We start from the raw sequence: 23,981 nt of genomic DNA on the forward strand, positions 1-23,981 counted from the left end.
AAGAAAGAGGTTTTAAGATGAAAAAAATTATTGCATTGGTTTTAGCGGTTACACTTTGTTCAGCGGTTTTCAGCGGCTGCGGCGGCGACCCCAAGAAGGTTGTGAAGGTTTATAATGCTGCAGAATACATTGCCGAGGGCGTAATTGAGGAATTTGAAAAAGAAACGGGATATAAAGTGGTTTACAGCGAGTTTGCTTCTAATGAGGATATGTATACGAAAATAAAAACAACCTCCTATGATGTGCTGGTTCCCTCTGACTATATGATAGACAAGCTGGTAAAAGAGGATTTAATTCAGCCTTTGAATTTTGACAACATTCCCAACTACCAGTATATTGATGAAACCTTTAAATCGCCGTATTACGACGAAAATGACCAGTATTCCGTTCCCTACATGTGGTCAACCGTGGGGATTCTCTACGACGGCGACAAGGTGACGGATGAGGTTGACGACATGTCCATCATGTGGAACGAAAAGTATTCCGGCAAGATATTCATGTTAGACAGCGTGCGCGACACCATGGGTATGACGCTGAAAAAGTTAGGCTATTCTGTGAACACTGAAAACGACAGCGAGCTTGCCCAGGCGAAAGAAGAACTGTTAAAACAGCGCCCCTTAATTTTGGGTTATGTAACAGACGAAGTGAAAGACAAAATTATTTCCGGCGAGGGCTATCTTGGCCTGGTGTATTCCGGCGAAGCAGGAAAGGCCATGGAGGAAAAGGACTCTTTAAAATATGCCATTCCTAACAACGGCACAATTTATTGCGTTGACGCAATGGTTGTTCCGAAATCTGCTGAGAACAAAGACGGCGCAGAGGCGTTTATCAACTTTATGCAGCGGCCTGACATTGCGGCAAGAAACGCGCAGGAAACCTGCTATGGCATTACGAACACACAAGGCCGCGACCAGCTTCCGGACGAAGTGAAAAACAACAAAGGCCTTTACCCGGACAACGATGTTTTAGAAAGAAGCGAAATGCTGCAAAGCGAAGGCAACATCAATCAGAAATATCTCGAAATCTGGAACGAAATTACAGCATCGCACTAAAAATGAATGAGTTTTATAAAAACAAAGTAATGTTAGCGCCCATGGCCGGCGTTACGGATTTGGCGTTTCGCACCATTTGCAAAGAATACGGAGCGGATTTGGTGGTTTCTGAAATGATCAGTTCCCGAGGCCTTCATTATAAGGACAAAAAAACCGCCGCGCTTTTAAAGACAAACCAAACCGAAGCGCCGCTGATTGTGCAGTTATTTGGAAACGACCCTGAAATTATGGCCGAAAGCGCAAAAACACTGGAGGGCATGGGCGTTTCTTATCTTGATATTAACATGGGCTGCCCTGCTCCGAAAATTGTGAAAAACGGCGACGGATGCGCGCTGATGAAAAATGAAATATTAGCAGGAAAAATTGCAGAAACAGTCGTTCAGGCTGTTTCTGTTCCTGTCAGCGTAAAATTCCGCGCAGGCTGGGACACGGACAGCCGAAACGCCGTTTCCTTTGCAAAAGTGATGGAGTGTACCGGCATTTCGGCCATTGCCATACATGGGCGTACGAAAGAACAGTTTTACAGCGGGACTGCGGATTTAGAAATTATAAAACGAGTAAAAGAGGCGGTTTCCATTCCCGTAATCGGCAATGGCGACATCATAGACGGAGCAAGTGCGAAAAACATGCTTGACAAAACCGGCTGCGATAGCATTATGGTAGGACGGGGCGCTTTGGGCAACCCGTTTATTTTTCAGTGCATAAAAAAAACGCTGGCAGGAGAAACATACTCCGAACCAACCTTGTTTGAAAGGCAACGCGCAATGCAGCGCCATATTGAATTGATGCGAGAAACAAAACCTGAGCGTATAGGTGTTCCGGAAATGCGAAAGCACTTTGCATGGTATGTAAAAGGGCTTCCCCATTCGGCCAAGTTAAAGGTGCAGGCTTTTTCAGCCAAGACCTATGAAGAACTTTTCGATTTGGTAAATGAAATGAAATAAAAAGAAAGGAGACAGGTTCCATGTGGATTTTATATGCCTTTGGTTCTGCTTTATTTGCCGGTATTACGTCAATCCTGGCAAAATGCGGCATTAAACAAACAGACTCAAACGTTGCCACGGCAATTCGGACAATTGTTGTTTTGCTGTTTGCCTGGATTATGGTGTTTGTGGTGGGTTCGCAGGGAACATTGTCTTCCATCAGCGCAAAGTCGCTGACCTTCTTAATCTTGTCCGGAGTTGCCACAGGCGCCTCCTGGCTCTGTTATTTCCGCGCCCTGCAAATTGGGGATGTGAACAAGGTCGTTCCTATTGATAAATCCAGCACCGTTCTGACCATTATTCTAGCGTTTATTATTTTAGGCGAAAAGGCCGACACAATGAAAATAACCGGCGCGGTAGCAATCGGCGCCGGCACTTACCTTATGATTCAAAAAAATACCAAAGCAGCAAACGGGGAACCCCCAGAGGGAAAAGCATGGCTTGTTTATGCATTTCTTTCCGCCCTGTTTGCCAGCCTGACAGCTATTTTAGTCAAAATCGGAATTGAAAACGTGGAGTCGAACCTGGGAACGGCTATTCGGACTGTGGTGGTCCTTATCATGTCCTGGATTGTGGTTTTCGCAACCGGAAAACACAGCCAGGTAAAAAACATTCCAAAGGGCGAGCTTCTGTTCATCTGCCTTTCCGGCCTGGCCACCGGAGCCTCGTGGCTCTGCTATTACAAGGCCCTGCACGACGGGCTTGCCAGTGTGGTTGTTCCGATCGACAAGCTCAGCATTTTAATCACCGTAGCTTTTTCCAGAATTGTTTTTGGTGAAAAACTAACGGTTAAATCGGGAATTGGACTTTTGTGCATCACCTTAGGAACACTTGCCATGCTGTTTTAAAACGTAAAATCGTCTAATCCACTTTTCTTTAAATCCCGCAGATAATTCTCAAACGAAATATTTAAAAGGCCCGTATAATAGTGATTTTTATACGTTTTTCCGTCAACAGTAAATTCTATCAGATAAAATAACTGGTCCTTCCATAAAATGTCTGTGACCTTCTGTGTTGAATTGGCACGGACATTTACCCTTCCTTCTAAAACCAATTGACCTTCCGTAATATTTGTAATGCGGAAGGATACTTCTTTATCATCTAAATAGTCGTTTGCCGCGTAAAGCGGAAGATTGGCTCCGTCCGGCTCGTCAAACATAAGCAAAACAGGATTTTGAGCCCGCTTAATAAAGTGGAACGCAAGCTTTTTTTCAAAATAATAATCCACAACCGCGTCGGAAAATTGCGGCCAGCCGTCAATTAAATTCCACCAAATCAGCCCGGTTTTTCTCCATTTTTGAATTCGAAAATGCTCAATTAAAAACTTGTCTGCCTCTGCCTGAGAAATTTGACTCATTTTTGCAAAGTCGTTTAAGTTTTCAGGCTCCTTTAAAAACATTGTTTTCACCTGGTCATACATCAGCCGTATGCGGTAAGTGTACGGAGCGTCTTCTACCGTTTCCATTGCGGTGGCGTGAACAAGTAATTCTTTCCGCACTGCACCGCTGTCGTCAAAAAATGGCCAAGTCTTTTTCAAAAACTTTTCCATTGACTGCGGCGAATTGCAGCCATGATAGCCTGTTTCACTGGCAAAATGACATTCTGAATTTCTATAATAGTTGCTTTTAAAATAGTCCCGCGGGCCCCACAAATGCTCTTCAGAAGGTCTTTTCCCAAGTTTAAAAGCCGTTCCTGAAATATATGGTGATGACGGAAGGTAAGGCCGTGACCAATCGTGAAGTGCCAAGGCGTGCTTTAACACCTTTCGTGTAATCCAATTTGTGTCCGGATTCAGTTTTACATTGGACCACTCTGCAATTGCCATGTCACATTCATTGTCTCCCGCCCAAAGCACTAAGGATGGATGGTTTCTGTAGCGCTTAATGATAAATTCTGCTTCTTCCAGCATTTTTTGCGCAAATGTAGTGTCAAAAGGATAAATTGCGCAGCCCATTGCAAAATCCTGCCAAACCATTATACCGTTTTCATCACAAAAATCAAACAATTCCCGACGCTCATACACATTGCCGCCCCAGCAGCGAACCATGTTGCAGCCGGACTCATATAGAAGTTTTAGCGCTTTTTCCATCCGCTGTTCGTCCCGTGAATGAAAAGCATCCAGCGGAACCCAGTTCGTGCCGGTAATAAATGTTTTCACGCCGTTAATATAAAAGCAAAACTCGCCGTTAATTCCTGCAACGTCTGTTCTTTCTAACCTTACCGTTCTGATTCCACTTCTAAATTCATAGGAATCTACCGGCTCCCCTCTGAATAAAAGCTCTGCCTTCACACGATAGAGGTTAGGTTTTCCCTTAAATCTTGGAAACCACAGTTTGCAGTTTTCCACAAAAAGTTCAAAACGGTAGTCGGTGTGATACAATGTCTTTTCTACTTCAAACCTGCTGTCTTCGCAAACGCCGGTGACACGCACAGAATAATCTTGTATAAAATCACCTTCAACCTCAGTAGTGATACAAAAAGTCAGCGCGGCATCTGTTCCGTCGATTAAACTTGTAGATAAAAAGACATTTTTAATTTGGTTCTTCTTTGTTTTCACCAGCTCCACCGGTTTCCAAATTCCGCTGGTCACAATCCGCGGCATAATGTCCCAGCCATAGGAGTGCGCAGCCTTGCGCATATAAAAGGCCGGATAGTTGTAAGCCGCAAGTGAGATGCACGAAGCCGGCAATTCGAACTTTCTGGCCTCAATGCATACCGGTTTAATGTGAACAATCAGCTCATTGTCCTTTTCTTTCAGCGGTTCAAAAATTTCATATTCTAAAAACATGTTGGAAACAGACTTAACCATTTTCCCATTTAAATAAATATCCGCAACGGTGTCTATCCCATAAAATTTAAGGTGCATGTCCTTTTTTGTGTCAAATCGGGTATAATACCATGCATGCAAGTTTTCCAGTCTCTGTGCTGTCAATGCATTGTCCGAATAAAACAAATCATCAATAATGCCCTGCCGCATCATATCAAGCTGCAGCTCTCCCGGCACGCTGGCTGGAATTATGCGAAGCCCTGCGTTTTCTATTTGTTCAATAGTAAAAAAGTCCAAGTTTTTGCAAGCATTGTGCTCTGCATAAGCAACCTTCCAATGATCCATTCTCATTCTCCTCCTTTTGTGCTGCTTAATCCCCTTATTTTTTCCAGCACACCGCCAAGCACGTCCCCCATCTGGCAATATCCCTGCTCGTTTGGATGCACCCAGTTAGACTGGTGCGCAACAACATCTTCTGCATATTTGTTCGCCCGGTACCCCTCTTTGGGAAATCCATATTCCGGGTCTAGATTTAAAAACATGGGACTTAAAAAGATAAATTCATTTTCCCGGTTTCCATAAGCTTCAATCAGCATTTGATTTGCCCGCAGAATGTTAAAACGATACATTTTCTGTGTACCCCTGCAGCCCAGTTGTTTTCCCCAAGCGTGCTGCTCCGCACCCAAAACCGGCAAATTGATTACAATTGGAAGCGCTGCGCTGTATTCCCTTACCGACTGAACAAACCGCTCCATATTGTCTATAAACTTTGTAATGCGTTTATCCGACTCCTCATAGGGACAAATCTGCAAATCGTTTGCTCCCATCAAAATCGTCACCGCGTTTAAGTCTGTGAGACCTTGTCGTTCTATATATTTTGAAAAAGAAAACTCCCACAAAACATTTTTCTCAAGCTGCGTCATTTTCCCGTGTTCAAACCGAAATGCTTCATTTTTGTCCATAACAATTTGCCCGTCTTTCGGAAGCTCCATTTTAAATCCGTCGAACTGGTAAGGGTCGTGAAGTGCATCTGCAATGTCCCTGTGGTATCCTAAATCGCCGAAATATTCCTTACCAGAAACACCCTTGGGAAACAAAAACGGCGAGGTAACACTGCCTTTTTCCCGCGTTCCGTGAAAATAGTTTTCAAAGCTCCACCCGCCGCGGCCTTCGTGATAAATTGTTTTATCAAACGACCGCGAACCCACAAATTCAATGCCATACAGCTTTGTGGCCAAGTGCGCAAGATATTTTGCACTTCTCGTCATAGAGTCGCCGACGGCAAGCACGCGAAAAGCTTCACCACAGCGCTGTTTCGCCACAGCTTCAACCATGGTTTTCTTTTCCGCCAGACATGCGCCATATGCGTCATATACCTTAATTTCCAGCGGAAAAACCGTTCCGCTGTCCAGTAACTGATCAATGCGCCAGCAATGTCCCAGGTTTTCTCCATATTCGCAGTTTACGAAAACGTCAAAATCCTCTGAATACGGCTGAATGATGTTGGCATAAAAAATGTTAAATTCTTCCCTGTCCGTCTGAATGGTCTGGTTTTCCCGGCTGGAACAAATGTAGAGTTTTGGCGGCAGTATGATTTTTATATCTTTATTCATGCTTCTATCCCCTCTTTTTGATTATTCGGTTTCTCCGGCCGTTTTAAAATGTCAAACCGCACAATGCCGGTCATTACCGAAATAAAGGTCAGGCAGTCGCTTGTCATGCTGGCATAGGACCGGCTCGAAAAATTATAAGTAAACCAAAACGGAATACTAATTGCCGTTAATATCCGCACAACTTTTGGCTTTTTCATTGCAAACGCCACATTTTGCAAAATGGCTCCCACCATTGCAAACAGGCCAAGCCAGTTTTTCCACCAAATAACGCCAAAAACCACTGCAAGCAGGTTAATCAAAACCAGCCATTTGCGGTTTTTGGGTTCCAAACAGTCCCGGTTCATAAATACAATGGCGCATAACATACATGCCGCGGTTTGTGCTGCACCCTCAAAGGCCGCCAGCAACACATACTGGCCGATAAAAAACGCACGGCCAATTGCCTGCATAAGCATAATGTTTTTCTTGTCGTTCACCTGAAAGGAAAGCACCAGGCACAGTACGCCGATATAACCTAAAATATGCGGTAAATAATTCACTTAGGCTCGCTCCTTTTCAATTTGTTCATTTACAACACTCAATTACTTCAATGGACGGATTTCCAGAAAGGCTGAACTTACCTGCGGCGTTATAGGGCAGGAAGAAATAATCGCCCTTTTTCAGGTTTCTTTCATAGTCCTGTCCGGACAAAACGCCGTTTCCGTCTGTTACAACATACACCGACGCAGGTTCTTTTAACGAAATGGTTCCGCTTGCATTGATTCTGTTTACCCGGAAACAATCTGTCTGCTGTTTCCCAATTAAAGATTCATATTGAAATTGTTCCGTTTTTTCAATAATCTGCGCTTTCACCTTGCCTTGCACCTTATGTTCAAAATCAAAGCATGTAAAGGCAGTTTCCTTGTCAATTCCTAAATACATTTCATAGTCAGAAAGTTTCACGTCGCCGCACCAGCGTTCGGGCTGAATGGTAAAATCGGTAGGCTCCTGCACCTCTAAAATCAGGCAGCCGTAGCCAATGGCATGAACAGCGCCTGCCGGAATAAATAAAACGTCTCCTTTTTCTACATTAACTTCTCTAATCAGGCCAACCATTGCCTCTTTGTCATATTCAGATCTTTCAACGGCCGCTTTAAATTCCTCAATGGTAACACCGTCTTGAAATCCAAAATAAAGCTTGGCGTTTTCTCTGAGACCTAAAATCACCCAACTTTCTGCTTTGCCATATTCTGAGTGAAAATATTTTCTTGAAAATTCTTTGGTTGGGTGCGCCTGAACAGGAAGCCTGATACCGCTGTCTAACACCTTCACTAAAAAGCCCAAATCGTTTCGGCTGCCAAGCATTTCCTGCTTATAGGTTTTCAGCGCATCGTCAAAATAGAGGTCTTCCCCCAGCAGTTTGGAAACGCCTTCTTTTGGGCCGCTGCTATTTTTGTTCATTGCTTTCACCGGAGATGCAACCCATTCCTCAGGATAAAAACTGTCTTCAGAGCTGTCGCCAAAAAAGCCGGCAAACAATTTACCGCCGGTATATACCCTGTACACCCTGTTTTGCTCAAAAAATATTGGTTTGTCATAAAACATGTTATCTCGTCTCCTCATATTGAATGATTTTCTGCGCTTCCTCAATGCTTTCATAAACCTTGGCGCCCGCCAGAGAAAACAGCATTGCACCAAAGGAAGCTTCCTCCTGCTGGTTCGGTATATTCATTTTGCACGAAAATGCCGCTTCAAACATCTGCCTAAGCTTTTTGTTCTTCCGAATGCCATTCCCCGAGCCTACAAGGGCACCGCACGTTTTTCCTGTTTTTTGATACATTTGAAAAAGCTCATCAGATATGGCGTATAAACTGCCAAAAATAAAGTTTTCCGGCGTGAAGTTTTCAAGGGATATATTTTGAATGCTCCCCCTTAAATCCGGCATTTCCCTGGTTCCGCAAAAGCGGTTGTCAAATATGAGTCCAGTTTCTTTCAGATTATCAATTGCATCTAACATCGGCCCATAGAGCGATGCGCATTTTTCTTTTGTGGCAAGGAAGACAACCTCCCTGAAAAAGCATTCCAAAGCGGCAAAAGACCTGCCGCCGCAAAGCGCCGATCCAACTAAGATATATTTATCATCATAAAGCGGGCGGGTTTCAAGGCCCCTTACGCTGTAAATTTCATCAGACAGAACGGAGATTTGGCTGCCTGTTCCCACATTAACCAAAACTGCATTTTGATCTTTCACTGAGCCGATAAAGCTGGCCTGATTGTCCCCAATTGCCACGGTAACAGGAATATTTTTGTAGTAACCAACAGTTTGAACGCCATGAACAACTTCCGGAATCCTATCATTTACAATTGTAAAAGCATTGTTTTTTAAATCATATAATCCAAAACTTGCGGCGTCCGAAACATGAATAACCGGCGCTTTGTTGCCGCAAAGCTTCATCACAACAAAATCGTGAATGGTGCAGAATTTTTCCGCCGTTTCAGGAATCAGGCCGTTTTTTTCATTGTAAAAGTCTGTTACCAACCCGTAGCCAGTTGCGCTGTTTAAAAATCTGGCATAGGTTGTGTTTTGAAACGCCAAATCACCCCGGCCGTCCTGCCATGTGTAAAGGGGACTCGCGGCGTTTCCCTCCGCATCCACATACAAAATTCCGTGCATTTGTCCCGTCACACCAATGCTCACTACACCATCGCACATCAGCTTTGAAAGAATGATGTGAACTGTTTCCAAAATCCTCAGCGGAGATTGTATTTTTTCCCAAACATTGGGACTTGACAATCCGCTGTCGTTGGGGAGGGTGATTGATTTTTCCACGGTGCCGCTGTGTATGTCTGCCAAAATTCCGCAAATGCTGGTGGTTCCAATGTCCAGTCCAATTGCTTTCAAGCTGCTCCCCCCCTTAAATTGCTGTTGACTTTAAGTCCAAACGCTTTATAATATCCTGCTGAATGGCCGGGGACAAATCCAAAAAGTTTACAAACGTGCCGTGAATACGCATGATATAAACGCCGCTGGGGGCATACTTTTTCGGATTTTCCAAAACCTTCCGCAAGGTTTCCGGCGTTGTTACGTTCACATAGAGATAAAACGGTGCCGCCCCTTCATTCAGCTCGTTAAAAAACAGCGGATTTATAATCTTGTTTTTAAACTCCATTCCCTTTTCTTCCATGGTATCCGCTTTAAAATATTTCGGGTCAATTCCCAAATGGGAAGCATATCCGCCGTTCATTTTTTCAAAGGGCAGCTTCATGTTAGAAAGCATACGAAAGCCCAGCCCGTTGCCGGCTTCCCCATACAGCGGATCTACGCCATAGCCCAGCATTTCCCTTGCCTTTCTTCCGTCGGGCGTTGCCGAAACCCAATATCCGTATAAAAGATGGGTAGACGGGCTGCTGAAGTCCGGCCGGAAGGGGTTGCCCAAATAGTTCTTTTTCGATGACACAATGTCCGCAATCCGCTCTGCAATCTCCGCCGCTTCATCATCAACATCTTCTAAATTGTTTCCAAATTTATGGCAGGAAAGCAAAAATTTGTGTAGCGATTGATATCCCTCGAAATTGTTCTTTAAAGCTGGAATTAGGTTTTCCGCCTCGTCAGGCCGTTCTTTTAATAAGCTATCAATTGCAATAAAGCAGTCTGCCACAACAGTTAATCCGTGAATTAAGCACCCGCTGCCGTTATATTTTGTACCCTGCTGCTTTGTATCCCGCAGGTCAATTCCACTATCAAACCCGCCCATAAAGCAGGATAAAAACGGCACTCTTAAATTTGACAGTGCTTGCGACGCACCGTTTGCAGCTTCCACCATTTTTTCTGCAAAAAATTCCACGTTTTTATAAAATAGCTCTCTTACACTTCGCAAATCACAGGGGCTAAGCTCTGCTATTTTTTCACCCGTTAAAATAGATATACCGCCATTTAACGTCAGTTCTAAAATTTTTGGCAGGTTCAGCCAGCTGTTTGTGGTGTTGCCGTTGTCTTTTCCCATGATAAGGGGTTCCTGGCAGCCGGCAATCGCAATGTCGGGTAAGTCGCTGTCTTCAACCCCGCTTGCCTTAAGCACCTCGAACAGGGCATCGTCGTTAAACAGCGACGGCGTCAGAACGCCTGGAGAAAAGAAAAATCTGCCCAGCTCGCGGTACAGCTTATCCGGCGTGTTCTTATGCAGCTTTACCGACAAAATGGGCTGCGGCAAATTCATGTCGTAATATGCATCTAAAAGCGCATAGGTGGTCTCATTGGTCAAATCGTTTCCGCAAATGTCTTTTCCGCTGATAATGATATTTTGCGAAATGGCCCAGCTTCTGTCGGCAACATTAAAGAACACCAAAAAGTGGCGGAAAAGCTCCGACATTTCTTCTCTGTCCATGCCGCCTCGGAATTCGCCAAAAATCCGGTCTGCATTGCCAACGGAAAAAGCAAAAGGATTGGGCGTTTGCTCTAAGCACATAACCTGCCAAAGCAAAATGAAAAACTGAATTGCCTCATACAAGTTTTCCGCACCGTTTTCCGGCACTTTTTTTAACGTATCCGCTATGTGTGCAAGCTGATTTTTCCTATGTATGTCTGCCGTTTTCATTTGTTCTTTTACAATTATACGATACCTCTGCGCCAAAATCAAGACGGTTTTTAAAGATTCCGCCATTGCCTGATATCCGGTTCCGTTCCTTTGGCTGAGCGTTTGAATCATCTCGTTCAACCCATGTTTTAGCGCAAACCGAAAATCGGGAATCAAGTGGCCCGTTACCTGTTCAACGAAAAACGCCACCTCTTTGGTGTAATTCTCTGCAGATTTATAAACCTTTCCCAGCTCCTGCACATATGGGGTGTTTTCATATTGTTTCCTCACCGCTTCAATTCTGTCTTTTGAAAATTCGTCATTCGGCTCAATGTCACTAAATACTGCCGTGGGGTCGCAATATCCGCTGAACTCCTCTACCTTAAAAGAAGGGTTAATCAGCGCATAGCTCCTGGCAAAACCATCGTCCTGCGTTCCCGCAAAAATACAGTTCTCGTTTAGCTCCAGTGGAATTTTTTTTGCAATTTCCTGCAAAATATAAGCCTTTTTCAGTTCCTCTGGAACTCCTGTAAACTGTTTGTCAACCCCGCACGCAATTTCCTGGGCGATAAACCAGCCGTCCAGCCGTTTTTTGCTGCGTTCATAGGCAAACAGCTTTTTCGCTTTGTCTGTAATTTCATTTTTTTCATAAAGATTTTGCAGCATAACAAATAACCCTCCTTAAGTTATAACCAGTTTCAATCCGTTTTTATAAAATTCCTCTTTAAAATTGTCTATTTCCTGCTTGGAAACAAATCCGTTTTCAATTTCATAGGGACGCTCCCATTTATCCTTGCCATATTCATGATATGGCAGCAGTTCAAAAGCTGCGTTTTGTGTGTCTAGATTTTTAAAAAAAGAAGCAAATTCTTTATGCGCTCCACTGTTAAAGCCATGAATGAGCGGAATTCTAATGAGCACCTGCCGCCCCATTTTTGTTATTTCCGCAATGTTGTTCAGCGTTTGCAAGTTGTCTGCCCCCGTCCATTGCTTGTGCTGCTCCATATCAACATGCTTTACATCTATCATCAAAAAATCTACAAACTGTAGCAGCTCTGTCAGTCTGCCGCAGGAACCGTTGGTTTCAATTGCGGTGTGAATCTCGTTTTCCTTTAAAATGCGCAGCGTGTTGAAAAGCTCTTCAAACTGCACGGTTGGCTCTCCGCCTGTAAAGGTTACACCACCGCCGTCGAAAAACATCATTTTGCACCGCTTCGCCTCGTCAGCAATTTCCTCCGGACTGTAATTCACAGTGGTTTTACAAACGTTTTCCATGCTTTCCGGGTTGGAGCACCACTTGCACCGAAAATTACAGCCCTGCATATGGTACACAAGCCGGTTTCCCGGTCCGTCCTGGGAATAGTTAAACCCCTTTTGAAAAATTTTTATAAAAACCATCCCCTTAAAATTAGTTAATTGGTCTTATTAATTTGATAGTAGCACATCTTTTTCCATTTGTCAATCATAAATGAAAAAATTTGTCCAGCGCAATCACAGCGGCACTCTGGATGGAAGACGTTATTTTTGTTTTCACGATGCTTACCTTTTGGTTCAGGCTCTTTTCACGGACACGGGCATTTAAAATAGATAACAACTGTTCGGACTTGTAAGCGATGTCTGAAGCCAGCACAATAATGTCAAGAGAAAACAAATTGCTGACATTCACCAGCGCAGGAACTAAATATTCTGCTTCCTTTTCGATGAGGACAGTGTCTTCTGCATCAACCGCCTCCGTCCAGGTTTGGTAGGGGGTATTTTTTAAAATAGAACGGATTGATGCATAGGTTTCTAGGCACCCCCTATTGCCGCATTCACAGAGAATTCCGTTATAATTTATGGTTGTGTGCCCAAGCTCGTTTAATCCCTCATACAGACTGCCGCCCAATATAATGCCGGAGCCAATGCCCTCGTCAATCTTCACCACCATAAAATTGGGAACCTCTTTTGCCGTTCCAAAATATTTTTCACAAACCGCCCATGCGTTAGAAACATTTTCTAAATAAACAGGAACGTGAAAATGGTGCTTTATCTGCGCACCAATGTTTACAAAGTGCCACTGGTTAAAGTTCGGCGCAGCTAAAACTGTGGTATTGTTTCGATCAACCGGCCCTGGGGTGGTAACGCCGATTGCAAACAGCTTTTTTTTGGGAATTGACAGCTCTGAAATTTCCCGGGCTATCATACTGCATACCTGTTCTATAACTTCGTTTGCCGTTAGGCTTTCTTTCATTTTTTCTCTTTTCTGAACTAAAACCTCGCCGTAAAAATTGATGATGCCCGCCTCAAAATGGTTTCTTGTAATATTTACGCCCGCAAAATATAAATATTCCCGGTTTAAATAAAGCTTCTTTGGGCGCCGGCCCACCTCGTTTGTAATTTGCGGCACTTCTAAAACAATGTTTTCTTTTAGCAGTTCGTCCACAATGGTGGAAAGCGCGGGCTTGGTTAAGCCCGTTTGCTGCGACAATTCTGCTCTGGACAAATTCCGTTCGCGAATTAAGTCCAAAACCAGCTTTTTGTTTTTTTCTTTCATTACCGCCGCATTGGTCGCTTTCATGCTGCCTTCCTCCAATATTTTTTAAAAAGCATTATCATATTTTGCAATTAAAATCCTGCCGGTAGTAACCATAAACTCTAAAGCCTTCACCATAAGTTCAGGCTCATTTTTATAGGTGCTTAAAAAATGCCCGCCGACTTCATAGGTAAAATCACCGTCATATTCAATACATTTCAGCGCGGTCATCACCGCGTCCCAGTTAATTTTCCCCTGGTAGGGAATGGTGTGCAAATCGCGCACATTGTCGTTATCGTGAACATGAAGCGCACAAAGCCGCTGTCCCCCAAGCTCAAATATTGCGGCCTCCGCAGTTTGCCCAACCAGGCCGCAATGGCCCACGTCTAAGCAAACTGTAAAATACTCCGGGTCTAACGCATCAAAAAAGTCGGCAAGTTCCCGGCCAAAGCTGCACACGTTGGGAACAATTTTATTCTGTGCACTGTCAAAACCCCACATATTCTCCAACGCAATTTTTGTGTGCGCTTCTTTTGCATACGGAAGTAAGCTGTTATAAAACTCAATGTTAAACTTTTTTTGATCTACACTGTCGGGACATGCTGTTGGATGCACAACAATCTGCTTTGCTCCCACCAAACCTGCCGCTTTTATCGAACGGATTAAGGCAGGTTTTACCTTTTCGTTATATTCATCGTCACCAAACCTGTAAGACGGGAACGGCGCGTGGGCCTGGTTAAAATAGATATTGTTGTCTTCCGCCCACTGCTTTAATTTTAAGCAGGTGTTTTCATAATTTTCTTCCGAAAATTCTGCTTCATAAATAGGATGAATCAGGTTTAAATCCAGCGCGTCAAAGCCCAGCTTTGCCAGAAGCCGAATGCCGTTTTCATACCCAAATGTTTCAAACACACTGTCTGTTGTGGTGGATAATATCATCTTTTTTCTCCTCCTTACACAAGTTCAAAGGAAAACACGCGCATTTCGTCAGTTCCGCCAAAGTTTGCGAAGGGGACAAGCTCAATTTTTTTCACCTTTTTGCCAATCTCATGAAATACCAAACGCTGGCAGTTATCCTTAACATGAATTTCAGAAACATTTCCGTTTTCATCTGTAATTTTCACCGCATATTCCTTTACCATGGTTTTTGGCATGCGGTAATTTTTTTCTACAAGGTCGAATCTGCAGGGCATGTTGTGATATTTGCGGTTTAAGTCGCTGTCGAAAATGATTCTTATTTTTTCAACCAGCTCCGGCGAATCAAATTCATAAACCAAGCTGTCGCCTGCGCTTCCTTTCCACAAGTTTTCCTCCCCGCGGTCTTTGCCGTTCCGAACAATTTCAGCGTTTGTTTTTGCCTTAAGGGTGAGGGGCGAAACCTCCCTTTCCATAAACGGAAGATAGCAGTCGTCAAACATAAGCTGTCTTTGCAGCTCTTTTATATCAATGCTGTTTATATCTGTGCCGCTGTTAACCATTAGTGCCGCGGCTGTGCCCAGCGCCTGCCCTAAAACAGCGCAGGTTGCCATGACACGGGAGGAACTCAGTGCCGCATGGGTCACGCTGATGTTTCTGCCTGCAAACATTAGGTTTTCAATGTTTTTGGAGCACAGCGCCCGAAACGGAATTCCCCAAGGGGATGGAGCTGGGTGGAAAATAGTTGTTTCACCCTTTTGATAGTAAAACCCTTCAGGAAAATGGTCATCCATAGTCCAGCCGCCGTAACCCACTATGTCATAAAACTTTCCTTCTGCTTCCACATCGTTCTGCGTCACCACATGTTTTCCGATATAGCGTCTGCTTTCCCGCTTGCCGGGCAAAAAGCCCACCCAGTCGAGTTCCCAGTTGTCCATGCCGTGGTCGCCGTGGTTTTTAATGTGGTCGATAACGCCGAACGCAATTTTTAAAAGCTCGTCTTTTAATTCCTCTGTGTCGTCAATACAGTTTTGAAGGCCGCCCACTTCAATCCACCAATAGTTTTCTTCTTTGTCGTGGCGCTTGCATTTGAAGCAGGAGTCGTCTGTGTATTGATAGGCCCACTTCGGCGGGATAAACTCGCACTTGTGGTCGGTTTCGCGGAACTGCATTAAACAGCTCATGCCCATGGTTTTTAAATCCCGCTCATCAGGGGGAATGGTTTCATTATAATCGCGCTTTGCTTCCCGTCCGTAGGTATGCTCTGCGCCAGATAACGGCGCTAAAATAGAGTCGCCTGAACAGTCGGCAAAGTAGGTTGCTTTCACAATGTGAAAGGTTTGGGTCGTCGTCTGCCAGCCCTTTACGCTTACGATTTTGTTCCCGTCCATTTCTGCATCTAAGCACGAGCAGTTCATAATTACCTGAAGATTTTCCTCCAAAAGCGCCTTTTCATACAGTACACTGTCCCAAATGCTAAAGCTAAGGGACGTGTTCCTGTAATGATTGTCTAAAATCATCTCTTCAATTATGCCGGTTTCACGGTTGTCTTTTCCCCGTGCGCCGCAAACCCACATTCTAATTTCGCTGGACGAGTTCCCGCCGAAAACCGGCCGGTCCTGCATAATTGCGACTTTAATCCCGTGCCGCGCGGCAGAAACAGCCGCACAAAGGCCAGCTAAGCCGCCGCCCACAACACATAAATCCACCTGATGGTTTAATGTTCTCATCACTTTTCCCTCCAATTTTATTGCTTCACAAGCCCTTTTACCGCATCATATACGTTTTGCACGCCGCTTTTAAAATCAGACCCATTCACCACAACCACATCTGCATATTTTAAATACAGCTCGTGGCGCTCTTCATACATATCGTAAAGCTTTTGCGGATTGTTTTTTAAAAGCGGCCTTTTTTCCGCGTTCAGTGTTTTTAAAATATTTTCCACAGAGCGGTTGATGTAGACCACCACTCCGTTTTTCTTTAAATATTTCATGTTTTCCGGCCGCAGAATAACGCCGCCGCCGGTGGAAACGATGGTATGCCGGTAGGAAAGGCCGATATGCTTCGCCGCCTTTGCCTCGATGTCGCGGAAATATTCGTTTCCCCGTGTTTCAAATATTTTAGAAATCGTCATTTTCTGTGTTCGCTCTATGTAGTTATCCATGTCCACAAAGGGCATTCTCATCTTAAAAGACAGAGCAATCCCGACTGTCGACTTCCCTGCTCCCGACATTCCGATTAGAACGATATTGCTCTTTTTCATGCTGCAACCTTTCATCTTACGTTCTCAGTTCTGTAATTTCCAAGCAGAATTAATTCCGCACCGGTTTCTTTAATCTGCGTAATAGCATCCGCAACATTAGAGTCAGCCAAATTTCCTTCAAAATCTATGTAAAACATGTAGGAAAAATCCTTTTGTTTTAACGGACGCGATTCAATATGCATCAAATTTACGCCGTTGCGGGCAAACACAGCCAACACATCGCAAAGCGCACCGCTTTTATGCCTTGTGGTAAACGCCGCGCTGATTTTGTCGCAATTATTATCACAGGTAAGTTTGTTGGAAACCACCACAAAGCGGGTGGTGTTGCCGCTGTTTTCGTGAATGTTTTCTTTCAAAATTTTCAGGCCATAACTCTCTGCGGCAAGCCTGCTTGCAATGGCCGCCTTTTTTTTGTTGCCGCATTCTGCAACATATTTGGCGGCTAACGCAGTGTTTTCCATAGGCACACATTTAATGTCCGCCTTAAGGCTGCTTAAAAACAGGCCGCTTTGAACAAACCCTTGATTGTGGGAATAAATTTCTTTTATGTCCTCCATCTCAGCGTCACTGGTTCCCAGCAGGCAATGGCGCACGTCTACATACGTTTCGCCGGCAATAAACAAATGCTCCGACAAAATTAAATCCAAGGTATCGGCAATTGCGCCGGAGGAGTTGTTTTCAAAAGGCAGAACGCCAAAGTCCGCTTCCCCGTCTGCAACCAGTTTTGCCGCCTCTAAAAAGGTGTTTACATTTAACTTATGCTTCACAGCGGGAAAAAACTTATTTAATGCCTCACCGCTGTAAGACCCAACAACGCCGGGATAAACAACCTTTAAATCGGCGTTTAAAAAATCAGCAGGCTGATATAAAAAATTCTGCGCGCCATTTAAAACCTTTGCCTGAAGCGAACGCGAAATCCGCATAATGTCTTCAAAAAACTCGGCGGTATATTGTCTGTAGGCAGGATTTTTCGTCTGCTCCGTCCGTTTTTTTATCACGGCCTTTTCCCGATCAGGACAAAAAATTTCAAGGCCGCGTTCCTTTTTATATTCGCCTACCTTTTTTGCCGTGTCCATGCGTTTTTCAAAAAGGTCCACGAGCTGTTCGTCAATTTGGTCAATCTCTTTTCTATATTGTTCCAGCATATGTCTTTTCCTCCAACAGCATATCCAAAACCGCCACAGCCAGCGCCGCCTCTATTACCGGTACAGCCCGCTGCACAATGCAGGGGTCATGCCGGCCATGGGTGCTATAAGTGGTCTCTTTCATTTCTTTGATATTTACAGTTTCCTGCGGCTTGCCGATAGACGGCGTAGGCTTAATGGCAGCTGTAACCACAACCGGCATACCGTTTGTAATGCCGCCGTTTATACCGCCGTTATGATTGGTTTTTGTTTTTATTTCACCGTTTTGAATATAAAACGGATCGTTCGCTTGGCTGCCGCGCATTTGTGAAAACGAGGTTCCAATGCCAAACTCAACCGCTTTCACCGCCGGGACAGAAAAAAGGATTTGGGCAATCCGGCTTTCCATCGACTCGAAAAACGGCGAACCCATTCCGGGCTTTAGCCCTATTACGACCGCTTCAACCGCGCCGCCAATCGAATCTGCCTCCAACTTTGCCGCTAAAATTTCGTTTTCCATTGCCGCAGCCTTCGAGCGGTCGAGCAGCGGCAGGGTTTCGCTTTTTATCTTTCTTAATAACTCAACGTCAGGTGCAGCATAGTCTAACGCTGCGTCGCAAACGCTGCCAATGTTTTTAATGTGCGCCAAAACCTCAATCTGCTCTTTTTCCAAAACCTGTTTTGCAATCGCGCCGGCAAATACCAAAGGCGCAGTTAATCTGCCGGAAAAATGACCGCCGCCGCGGTAGTCGTTAAACCCGTGATAGCGCACGATGCCGCTGTAATCTGCATGGGAGGGGCGAAGCAGTTCCGGCTGATAATCCTGCGATCTGGTGTTTGTATTGGAAATAATTGCGCAAACCGGCGTTCCCGTGGTTTTTCCGTTAAATATTCCGCTTTGTATTTGCGGAACATCGCTCTCCGATCTGGGGGTGGATAGCTTGTTTTTTCCTGGCGCACGCCGAGCCATTTCCATTTTTATTTTATCAAAATCAACTGCAATTCCTGAAGGCAGTCCGTCTAAAACTACGCCAATTGCGTTGGAATGGGACTCCCCAAAAATCGTTATTTGAAACAGGTTTCCATAGGTTGCTGACATTCGTGTATTGCGCCTCCAAGCTCTGCAAATTTTTCCCAAAAGTTCCCGTAGGATTTTTTCACGCTGTCCGCGCCGCAAATCACAACGTCGCCCTCCGCCGCCGTTGCCGCAATTGCCAGCGCCATTGCCATCCGGTGGTCGTTGTGGCTGTCGACCACGGCACTAAAAAAGCAGCTTTCACCACAAATTTCCAGCGCATCGTTTTCTTCTTTTATCAAAACGCCCAGTTTTTTTAATTCTGTACACACTGCATGCAGCCGGTCGCTTTCTTTTAGCCTGAGCCGCGATGCACCCACAATTCGGGTAATGCCTTTTGCCTTTGCTGCCAAAACAGACAACACCGGCACCAAATCCGGCACCTGGCTCACATCAACAATATGAACCGGCTCGTCTTTTTTTAGCCGCTCTATCATATTTACAATCTCTTTATCACCCTGGGAGGAGCTTTCACTTAGCCCCGTCACGCAAACTTTACTGCCCAGCTCGTTTGCAACAAGATAAAACGCCGCCTGGGAATAGTCACCCTCCACCGCAGTGTTTTGCGGCTGATAAGTTTGGTTTCCGGGAATATAAAAGTATCTGTAATCCTTTTGTGCTTGCACCCTAACGCCAAACCGCTTCATCATTTCCAGCGTCATGTCAATATATCCTACAGACTCAACAGGTGTTGTGACAACAATTTCGCTGTCGCCGCTCAAAAGCGGAAGCGCAAATAAAAGACCGGTGATATATTGAGAACTCACGTTTCCCGCAAGAGAAAACCTGCCGTGCAAAAGCGTTCCTTCAAGCTGAAGCTTATCTCCCCGCAGTTCATATTGTATTCCTTTTTGGTCAAAAATCTGAAAATAATCGTCTAACGGCCTTTGCATCAGCCGTCCCCTGCCGGATACGGTAAACCGTCCGCCAAAGCTCAGCAGAATAGGAATCAAAAACCGCAGGGTCGAGCCGGACTCGTTGCAGAAGATATTTTCGCCGCAAAAGGGACTTCTTTTCCCCGCGCTGCAAATCGTTACATTGCCATCTGAAACGGTGGCCTCGGCGCCCAACATGCGCACCGCCGCTAAAGTAGCAGATATATCATCACTCAAAGCAATGTTTGAAATGACGGATGTTCCCTTGGCCAAAGCCGCGCAGATAAGCGCACGGTGCGCCGCGCTTTTTGATGGCGGTGCTATAACCGTGCCTGAAAGGCAACCGGGAGATATCGCAATTGTTTTACTCATAAAATTCACCATTAACGCAAGGTTACACCCAACTGGTCGGACAGGGCTTTTAAAATGCTGTCTACCACGGGATTTACGTCTTCGTCTGTCAGCGTTTTCTCTTCCGCGCGGAACACCACTGAATAGGCCATCGACTTTTTACCCTCCGGCACCTGTTTGCCCTTATAAACATCGAACAGCGTCAGGGACTCAAAGATATTCCCTGCTTTTTTCTTTATAATTCCTTCAATCTGCGCAGCTAAAACGCCGTCGTCTGCAATCAGGGCCAAATCCCGCTGCGTGGACGGGAATTTGGGCAGTTTTTTATAGCTTTTATCCGTATTGGCCAGCGAAATTAACGCGTCTAAATCAAGCTCCGCAGCATATACATGGTTCTCCACGTCATAATTTTCGCAAACAGCCGGGTGCATTTGGCCAAGCCGCCCGATTACCTTGCCGCCGGCAATCAGCTCTGCACATCTGCCGGGGTGGAAGGTGGGATCGTCGCTCTTTGGCAAAAAGCTTGCTTTTGCAATGCCCAAATCGTTCAGCAAGACTTCTACTATGCCTTTTAAATCATAAAAATCGCAGCCGCCAAACATTCCTAAGGTAACAACGTGCTTTTCCTCCGGCAGCTGTTCGCCTAAAACGGGGCGGTAAACCTTTCCGACCTCAAACAGACGAACACTTTCCGCCTTAAAGTTTTCGTTTCGTGAAATCACTTCCATCATGGAGGCCAACGCAGTTGTTCTCATAATGGAGTTTTCTTCCCCTAACGGATTTGAAATGACAACCGCGGTTCTGCGCGGGTCGTCATCATCCATGTTAAGCTTATCAAAAATATTCGGGTTTGTAAAGCTGAACACCAAAATTTCGTGCAGTCCGCAGCCCACCAACGTGTTTTTCACCCGTTCCTCCAGTTTTTGTTCATACGTTTTCACGCCTACCGTCGCTTCGCCTTTCATTAGCGTGGAGGGAATTTTGTCATACCCATAGATGCGGGCGACCTCCTCTGCAACATCGTTAAAGCATAGCACGTCCGGCCGGTAGGTCGGGACGGTAATTTCACCGTTTGCAACAACAAATCCTAAGTCCGTGAGTGCCTGAACCATAAATTCTTCCGGCACATTAAAACCGATAAACCGATTGATTCGTTCCGGCTCAAAGGGTATTTTTACAGTTTCCGGCTTAGCTGTATAAACGTCAATTAATCCGTCTACCACCTCGCCGCAGCCAAGCTGCTCCACCAGCTCGCAGGCGCGCAAAACAGCCGGCACCGTGTTTTCCGTATCCAAACCCTTTTCATACCGCGAGGAGCTTTCTGTTCTTAACCCCAACTTTTTTGCAGTAATGCGGACGGATGAGCCTAAAAACGTTGCAGACTCAAACAGCACATCTTTCGTTTCCTCTCGCACTTCAGAGTTTTCGCCACCCATAACACCGGCAACCGCCACAGGTTTTTTCCCGTCGCAAATCATCAGCATAGAACTGTCTAAGGTGTGTTCTGTGCCGTCTAACGTCGTCATTTTTTCGTTTTCTTCTGCGCAGCGCACATGAATTTCGCCGCCCTCTAAATAGTTCATGTCAAATGCGTGCATGGGCTGACCATACTCCAACAGCACATAGTTTGTGATGTCAACTAAATTGTTAATAGAGCGAATGCCGCAGGAGCGGAGACGGTCCACCATCCAGCGGGGGGACGGTCCAATTTTCACATTTTTCACCATTTTTGCGGTGTACCGTTTGCAAAGGGCAGGCTCGTCAACCGTTACTTTCATGTAATTGTGAATGTCGTCGCCGCTGCCCTTCACTTCGGGCGTGTGCAGATGAAACGGCCTGTTAAAGGTAACAGCCGTTTCCCTTGCCAGCCCGATAATGCTGAAACAGTCCGGCCTGTTGGAGGTAATTTCAAATTCCACAACCGGGTTGTCCAGCCCGAATACTTCTTTAATATCTTTTCCTAAAGGCAGGCCGTCCTCCAAAATCAAAATTCCATATTCAGCGTCGGGGAAATCTTCTTTCGTCATGCCAATTTCCTCATACGAGCACATCATGCCGTTGGACACAACGCCCCTAAGCTTGCCCTTTTTTATTTTCTTGCCGCCGGGAAGGCGCGCTCCGTCTTTCGCAACGGGAACGGTCTGTCCCGGTTTTACATTGTCTGCTCCTGTGACAATTTGAATGGTTTCGCTTCCCACGTCCACCTGGCAGATTTTTAACTTATCTGCGTCCGGGTGCTTTTCCACACTTAAAATTTTGCCCGTTACAACGTTTTCAATTTCGTCGCCTAAATTTTCAATTCCCTCAACTTTCGAACCAGACATTGTCATGGCGTGGTTATATTGTTCCGGCGTAATGCCTGTCATATCTAAATAATCTGAAAGCCAGCTAAGTGGTAATTTCATAATGTTTCATACCTTTCTACCCGCTTTTCGTTTTGCGCCGCCTCTGCGGGTGTTAACTTGCAGCGCACAAATTAAAACTGTTTTAAGAACCGAATGTCGTTTTCATATAAAAGACGCATATCGTCAATGTTCATTCTTCTCATAACAATGCGTTCAAGGCCCATGCCGAATGCAAAACCGCTGTAAACATCTGGGTCTATGTTGCACCGTCTTAAAACATCGGGGTGTACCATACCGGCGCCCAAAAGCTCAATAAAGCCTTCTCCCTTGCACACACGGCAGCCCTTGCCGCCGCACACAAAGCAGGAAACGTCCACCTCTGCGCTGGGCTCTGTAAACGGAAAGTGGTGCGGACGAAGACGGATTTTTGCCTCCTGCCCGTAAAGGGTTTGTAAAAATTGCTCCAGCGTTCCCTTTAAGTCCGCCATGGTGATGCCTTTGTCAACAACAAGGCCTTCCACCTGATGAAACACGGGAGAGTGGGTTGCGTCCACCGCGTCACTTCTGTAAACGCGGCCCGGCGCAATAATGCGAATCGGCGGGCGGCTCTTTTCCATTACACGAACCTGTATCGGTGACGTCTGCGTACGCAGCACCACGTTGTCGCTGATATAAAACGTATCCTGGGTGTCGCGGGCCGGGTGTTCTTTCGGAATGTTCAGCGCTTCAAAGTTATAATAGTCCAGCTCAACATCAGGGCCTTCCGCGACAGAAAAGCCCATGCCCAAAAATATATCTTTAACTTCTTCCAATACCTTTGTAATCGGGTGCAAACCACCGATATGAGGACGCTTACCCGCCATGGTAACGTCAATAACCTCGTCTTTCAGCTTCTGTTCCCGCTCTGCCTTTAAAAGCTCGTTTCGTTTTTCTGCAATTGAGTTTTCAATCGCCGTACGGATGTCGTTTGCCAATGCTCCGATAACCGGGCGCTCCTCTGCCGACAAAGACCCCATCTGGCGAAGCACCTGTGTCAGTTCGCCTTTTTTCCCCAGCACACGAATTCGAACGTCTTCTAAGGACTGAACCGTATGGAGCTGAGAAAGCTTTTCCTCTGCAGCTTTTTTAATGGATAATAACTGCTCTTTCATTGTTCTAAACCTTTCTGCCCACCAATTTTTCCGTTCTTTGCGTGGGCTTACAAAGCGCGGTTTGTAGAAAAGGGCACAAAAAAACTGCCTGCCCCAAAAGGGACGGACAGTTATATCCGCGGTACCACCCTGATTTCTTCCTTAATAAATAAGAAAGACACTTCATTTACGCGTAACGTGCGCCATTCGCCGCGCCCTAATCAGTTAACCCGTTCAAGCGTGGAACTCCGAAGTGAAATTTCGCCTTCCGCCTTAACCGGATTTTCTCTCAGCCGGTGAAAAATCCTCTCTTTTATAGGTAGTGCGGGGTTACTTTGCTTCATCATTGCCGAAAAATATTTATTTTTTTATATTTTATCACAGTTTAAAACGAATTGCAAGCTGATTTTAAAAAAACTGCAG

Annotated in this window: 19 protein-coding genes and 1 other annotated feature; of the genes, 3 read left to right on the forward strand and 16 right to left on the reverse strand. The window is 45.3% G+C overall.

Going from position 1 to position 23,981, the window contains the following annotated elements; genetic code table 11:
* Nucleotides 1-17 precede the first annotated feature (17 nt).
* From WIG73_RS00980 to WIG73_RS00990, 3 genes are read left to right on the forward strand one after another with little or no spacing between them, the layout of a single operon-like run.
* Nucleotides 18-1,052 (forward strand): spermidine/putrescine ABC transporter substrate-binding protein, encoded by a 1,035-nt coding sequence (locus tag WIG73_RS00980; RefSeq protein ID WP_337398909.1) that lies wholly within the window; start codon nt 18-20, stop codon nt 1,050-1,052.
* Between the two features lie 2 nt (nt 1,053-1,054).
* Nucleotides 1,055-1,996 (forward strand): tRNA dihydrouridine synthase DusB, encoded by a 942-nt coding sequence (dusB, locus tag WIG73_RS00985; RefSeq protein WP_337398910.1) that lies wholly within the window; start codon nt 1,055-1,057, stop codon nt 1,994-1,996.
* Nucleotides 1,997-2,016: 20 nt separating this feature from the next.
* On the forward strand, nt 2,017-2,883 hold the full coding sequence (locus WIG73_RS00990; protein WP_337398911.1) for an EamA family transporter: 867 nt from the start codon (nt 2,017-2,019) through the stop codon (nt 2,881-2,883).
* On the opposite strand, the gene WIG73_RS00995 is transcribed toward WIG73_RS00990, so the two are convergent.
* From WIG73_RS00995 to pheS, 16 genes are all read right to left on the reverse strand, one after another.
* Complete coding sequence (locus WIG73_RS00995) at nt 2,880-5,147, reverse strand: glycoside hydrolase family 2 TIM barrel-domain containing protein (protein WP_337398912.1); 2,268 nt, start codon at nt 5,145-5,147, stop codon at nt 2,880-2,882. The genes WIG73_RS00990 and WIG73_RS00995 overlap by 4 nt on opposite strands.
* A gap of 2 nt (nt 5,148-5,149) precedes the next feature.
* Nucleotides 5,150-6,415, reverse strand: a complete 1,266-nt coding sequence (locus WIG73_RS01000) for an SGNH/GDSL hydrolase family protein (protein ID WP_337398913.1) — start codon at nt 6,413-6,415, stop codon at nt 5,150-5,152.
* Complete coding sequence (locus tag WIG73_RS01005; RefSeq protein ID WP_337398914.1) at nt 6,412-6,954, reverse strand: YgjV family protein; 543 nt, start codon at nt 6,952-6,954, stop codon at nt 6,412-6,414. Before WIG73_RS01005 ends, WIG73_RS01000 begins: the two co-directional genes overlap by 4 nt.
* 25 nt (nt 6,955-6,979) lie before the next feature.
* Entirely contained in the window at nt 6,980-7,999 is a 1,020-nt protein-coding gene (locus WIG73_RS01010) for a class I mannose-6-phosphate isomerase (RefSeq protein WP_337398915.1), read from the reverse strand.
* A 1-nt stretch (nt 8,000) separates the two neighbouring features.
* Nucleotides 8,001-9,296: an FGGY family carbohydrate kinase gene (locus WIG73_RS01015; protein ID WP_337398917.1), complete on the reverse strand. Its 1,296-nt coding sequence runs from the start codon at nt 9,294-9,296 to the stop codon at nt 8,001-8,003.
* Between the two features lie 13 nt (nt 9,297-9,309).
* Nucleotides 9,310-11,634 carry a pyruvate formate lyase family protein gene (locus WIG73_RS01020; protein WP_337398919.1) on the reverse strand — a complete coding sequence of 775 codons (2,325 nt, stop codon included), beginning with the start codon at nt 11,632-11,634 and terminating at the stop codon, nt 9,310-9,312.
* 15 nt (nt 11,635-11,649) lie between these two features.
* Nucleotides 11,650-12,366 carry a radical SAM protein gene (locus WIG73_RS01025; RefSeq protein ID WP_337398920.1) on the reverse strand — a complete coding sequence of 239 codons (717 nt, stop codon included), beginning with the start codon at nt 12,364-12,366 and terminating at the stop codon, nt 11,650-11,652.
* A 64-nt stretch (nt 12,367-12,430) separates the two neighbouring features.
* Nucleotides 12,431-13,525, reverse strand: a complete 1,095-nt coding sequence (locus WIG73_RS01030; protein WP_249311680.1) for an ROK family transcriptional regulator — start codon at nt 13,523-13,525, stop codon at nt 12,431-12,433.
* 21 nt (nt 13,526-13,546) lie between these two features.
* A complete protein-coding gene (locus tag WIG73_RS01035) occupies nt 13,547-14,419 on the reverse strand; it encodes a sugar phosphate isomerase/epimerase family protein (protein ID WP_337398921.1) in 873 nt (290 codons plus the stop codon).
* A 14-nt stretch (nt 14,420-14,433) separates the two neighbouring features.
* Nucleotides 14,434-16,125: an FAD-dependent oxidoreductase gene (locus WIG73_RS01040; protein WP_337398922.1), complete on the reverse strand. Its 1,692-nt coding sequence runs from the start codon at nt 16,123-16,125 to the stop codon at nt 14,434-14,436.
* Nucleotides 16,126-16,142: 17 nt separating this feature from the next.
* On the reverse strand, nt 16,143-16,658 hold the full coding sequence (locus tag WIG73_RS01045) for a shikimate kinase (protein WP_249311683.1): 516 nt from the start codon (nt 16,656-16,658) through the stop codon (nt 16,143-16,145).
* A gap of 11 nt (nt 16,659-16,669) precedes the next feature.
* The gene (gene pheA / locus WIG73_RS01050; protein ID WP_337398923.1) at nt 16,670-17,803 is read right to left on the reverse strand and encodes a prephenate dehydratase; all 1,134 of its coding nucleotides are present in this window, start codon (nt 17,801-17,803) and stop codon (nt 16,670-16,672) included.
* Nucleotides 17,787-18,881 (reverse strand): chorismate synthase, encoded by a 1,095-nt coding sequence (gene aroC / locus WIG73_RS01055; RefSeq protein ID WP_337398924.1) that lies wholly within the window; start codon nt 18,879-18,881, stop codon nt 17,787-17,789. Before aroC ends, pheA begins: the two co-directional genes overlap by 17 nt.
* On the reverse strand, nt 18,848-20,104 hold the full coding sequence (gene aroA / locus WIG73_RS01060) for a 3-phosphoshikimate 1-carboxyvinyltransferase (RefSeq protein ID WP_337398926.1): 1,257 nt from the start codon (nt 20,102-20,104) through the stop codon (nt 18,848-18,850). The genes aroC and aroA overlap by 34 nt, the downstream gene beginning before the upstream one ends.
* A gap of 11 nt (nt 20,105-20,115) precedes the next feature.
* Nucleotides 20,116-22,488, reverse strand: coding sequence for a phenylalanine--tRNA ligase subunit beta (pheT, locus tag WIG73_RS01065; protein ID WP_337398927.1), 2,373 nt, complete (start codon nt 22,486-22,488; stop codon nt 20,116-20,118).
* 71 nt (nt 22,489-22,559) lie between these two features.
* Entirely contained in the window at nt 22,560-23,579 is a 1,020-nt protein-coding gene (pheS, locus tag WIG73_RS01070; RefSeq protein ID WP_337398928.1) for a phenylalanine--tRNA ligase subunit alpha, read from the reverse strand.
* A gap of 95 nt (nt 23,580-23,674) precedes the next feature.
* Nucleotides 23,675-23,914, reverse strand: a binding site (T-box leader).
* Nucleotides 23,915-23,981: the final 67 nt, after the last annotated feature.

The organism is Congzhengia sp. (genome assembly GCF_037235575.1).
Taxonomy (GTDB): domain Bacteria; phylum Bacillota; class Clostridia; order UBA1381; family UBA9506; genus Congzhengia; species Congzhengia minquanensis.

Excerpts from the sequence above, each read along its gene's own strand:
- WIG73_RS00980 (WP_337398909.1), top strand. The coding sequence starts at position 18 with ATGAAAAAAATTATTGCATTGGTTTTAGCGGTTACACTTTGTTCAGCG.
- dusB (WP_337398910.1), top strand. The coding sequence starts at position 1,055 with ATGAATGAGTTTTATAAAAACAAAGTAATGTTAGCGCCCATGGCCGGC.
- WIG73_RS00990 (WP_337398911.1), top strand. The coding sequence starts at position 2,017 with ATGTGGATTTTATATGCCTTTGGTTCTGCTTTATTTGCCGGTATTACG.
- WIG73_RS00995 (WP_337398912.1), bottom strand. The coding sequence starts at position 5,147 with ATGGATCATTGGAAGGTTGCTTATGCAGAGCACAATGCTTGCAAAAAC.
- WIG73_RS01000 (WP_337398913.1), bottom strand. The coding sequence starts at position 6,415 with ATGAATAAAGATATAAAAATCATACTGCCGCCAAAACTCTACATTTGT.
- WIG73_RS01010 (WP_337398915.1), bottom strand. The coding sequence starts at position 7,999 with ATGTTTTATGACAAACCAATATTTTTTGAGCAAAACAGGGTGTACAGG.
- WIG73_RS01020 (WP_337398919.1), bottom strand. The coding sequence starts at position 11,634 with ATGCTGCAAAATCTTTATGAAAAAAATGAAATTACAGACAAAGCGAAA.
- WIG73_RS01025 (WP_337398920.1), bottom strand. The coding sequence starts at position 12,366 with ATGGTTTTTATAAAAATTTTTCAAAAGGGGTTTAACTATTCCCAGGAC.
- WIG73_RS01030 (WP_249311680.1), bottom strand. The coding sequence starts at position 13,525 with ATGAAAGCGACCAATGCGGCGGTAATGAAAGAAAAAAACAAAAAGCTG.
- WIG73_RS01035 (WP_337398921.1), bottom strand. The coding sequence starts at position 14,419 with ATGATATTATCCACCACAACAGACAGTGTGTTTGAAACATTTGGGTAT.
- WIG73_RS01040 (WP_337398922.1), bottom strand. The coding sequence starts at position 16,125 with ATGAGAACATTAAACCATCAGGTGGATTTATGTGTTGTGGGCGGCGGC.
- WIG73_RS01045 (WP_249311683.1), bottom strand. The coding sequence starts at position 16,658 with ATGAAAAAGAGCAATATCGTTCTAATCGGAATGTCGGGAGCAGGGAAG.
- pheA (WP_337398923.1), bottom strand. The coding sequence starts at position 17,803 with ATGCTGGAACAATATAGAAAAGAGATTGACCAAATTGACGAACAGCTC.
- aroC (WP_337398924.1), bottom strand. The coding sequence starts at position 18,881 with ATGTCAGCAACCTATGGAAACCTGTTTCAAATAACGATTTTTGGGGAG.
- aroA (WP_337398926.1), bottom strand. The coding sequence starts at position 20,104 with ATGAGTAAAACAATTGCGATATCTCCCGGTTGCCTTTCAGGCACGGTT.
- pheT (WP_337398927.1), bottom strand. The coding sequence starts at position 22,488 with ATGAAATTACCACTTAGCTGGCTTTCAGATTATTTAGATATGACAGGC.
- pheS (WP_337398928.1), bottom strand. The coding sequence starts at position 23,579 with ATGAAAGAGCAGTTATTATCCATTAAAAAAGCTGCAGAGGAAAAGCTT.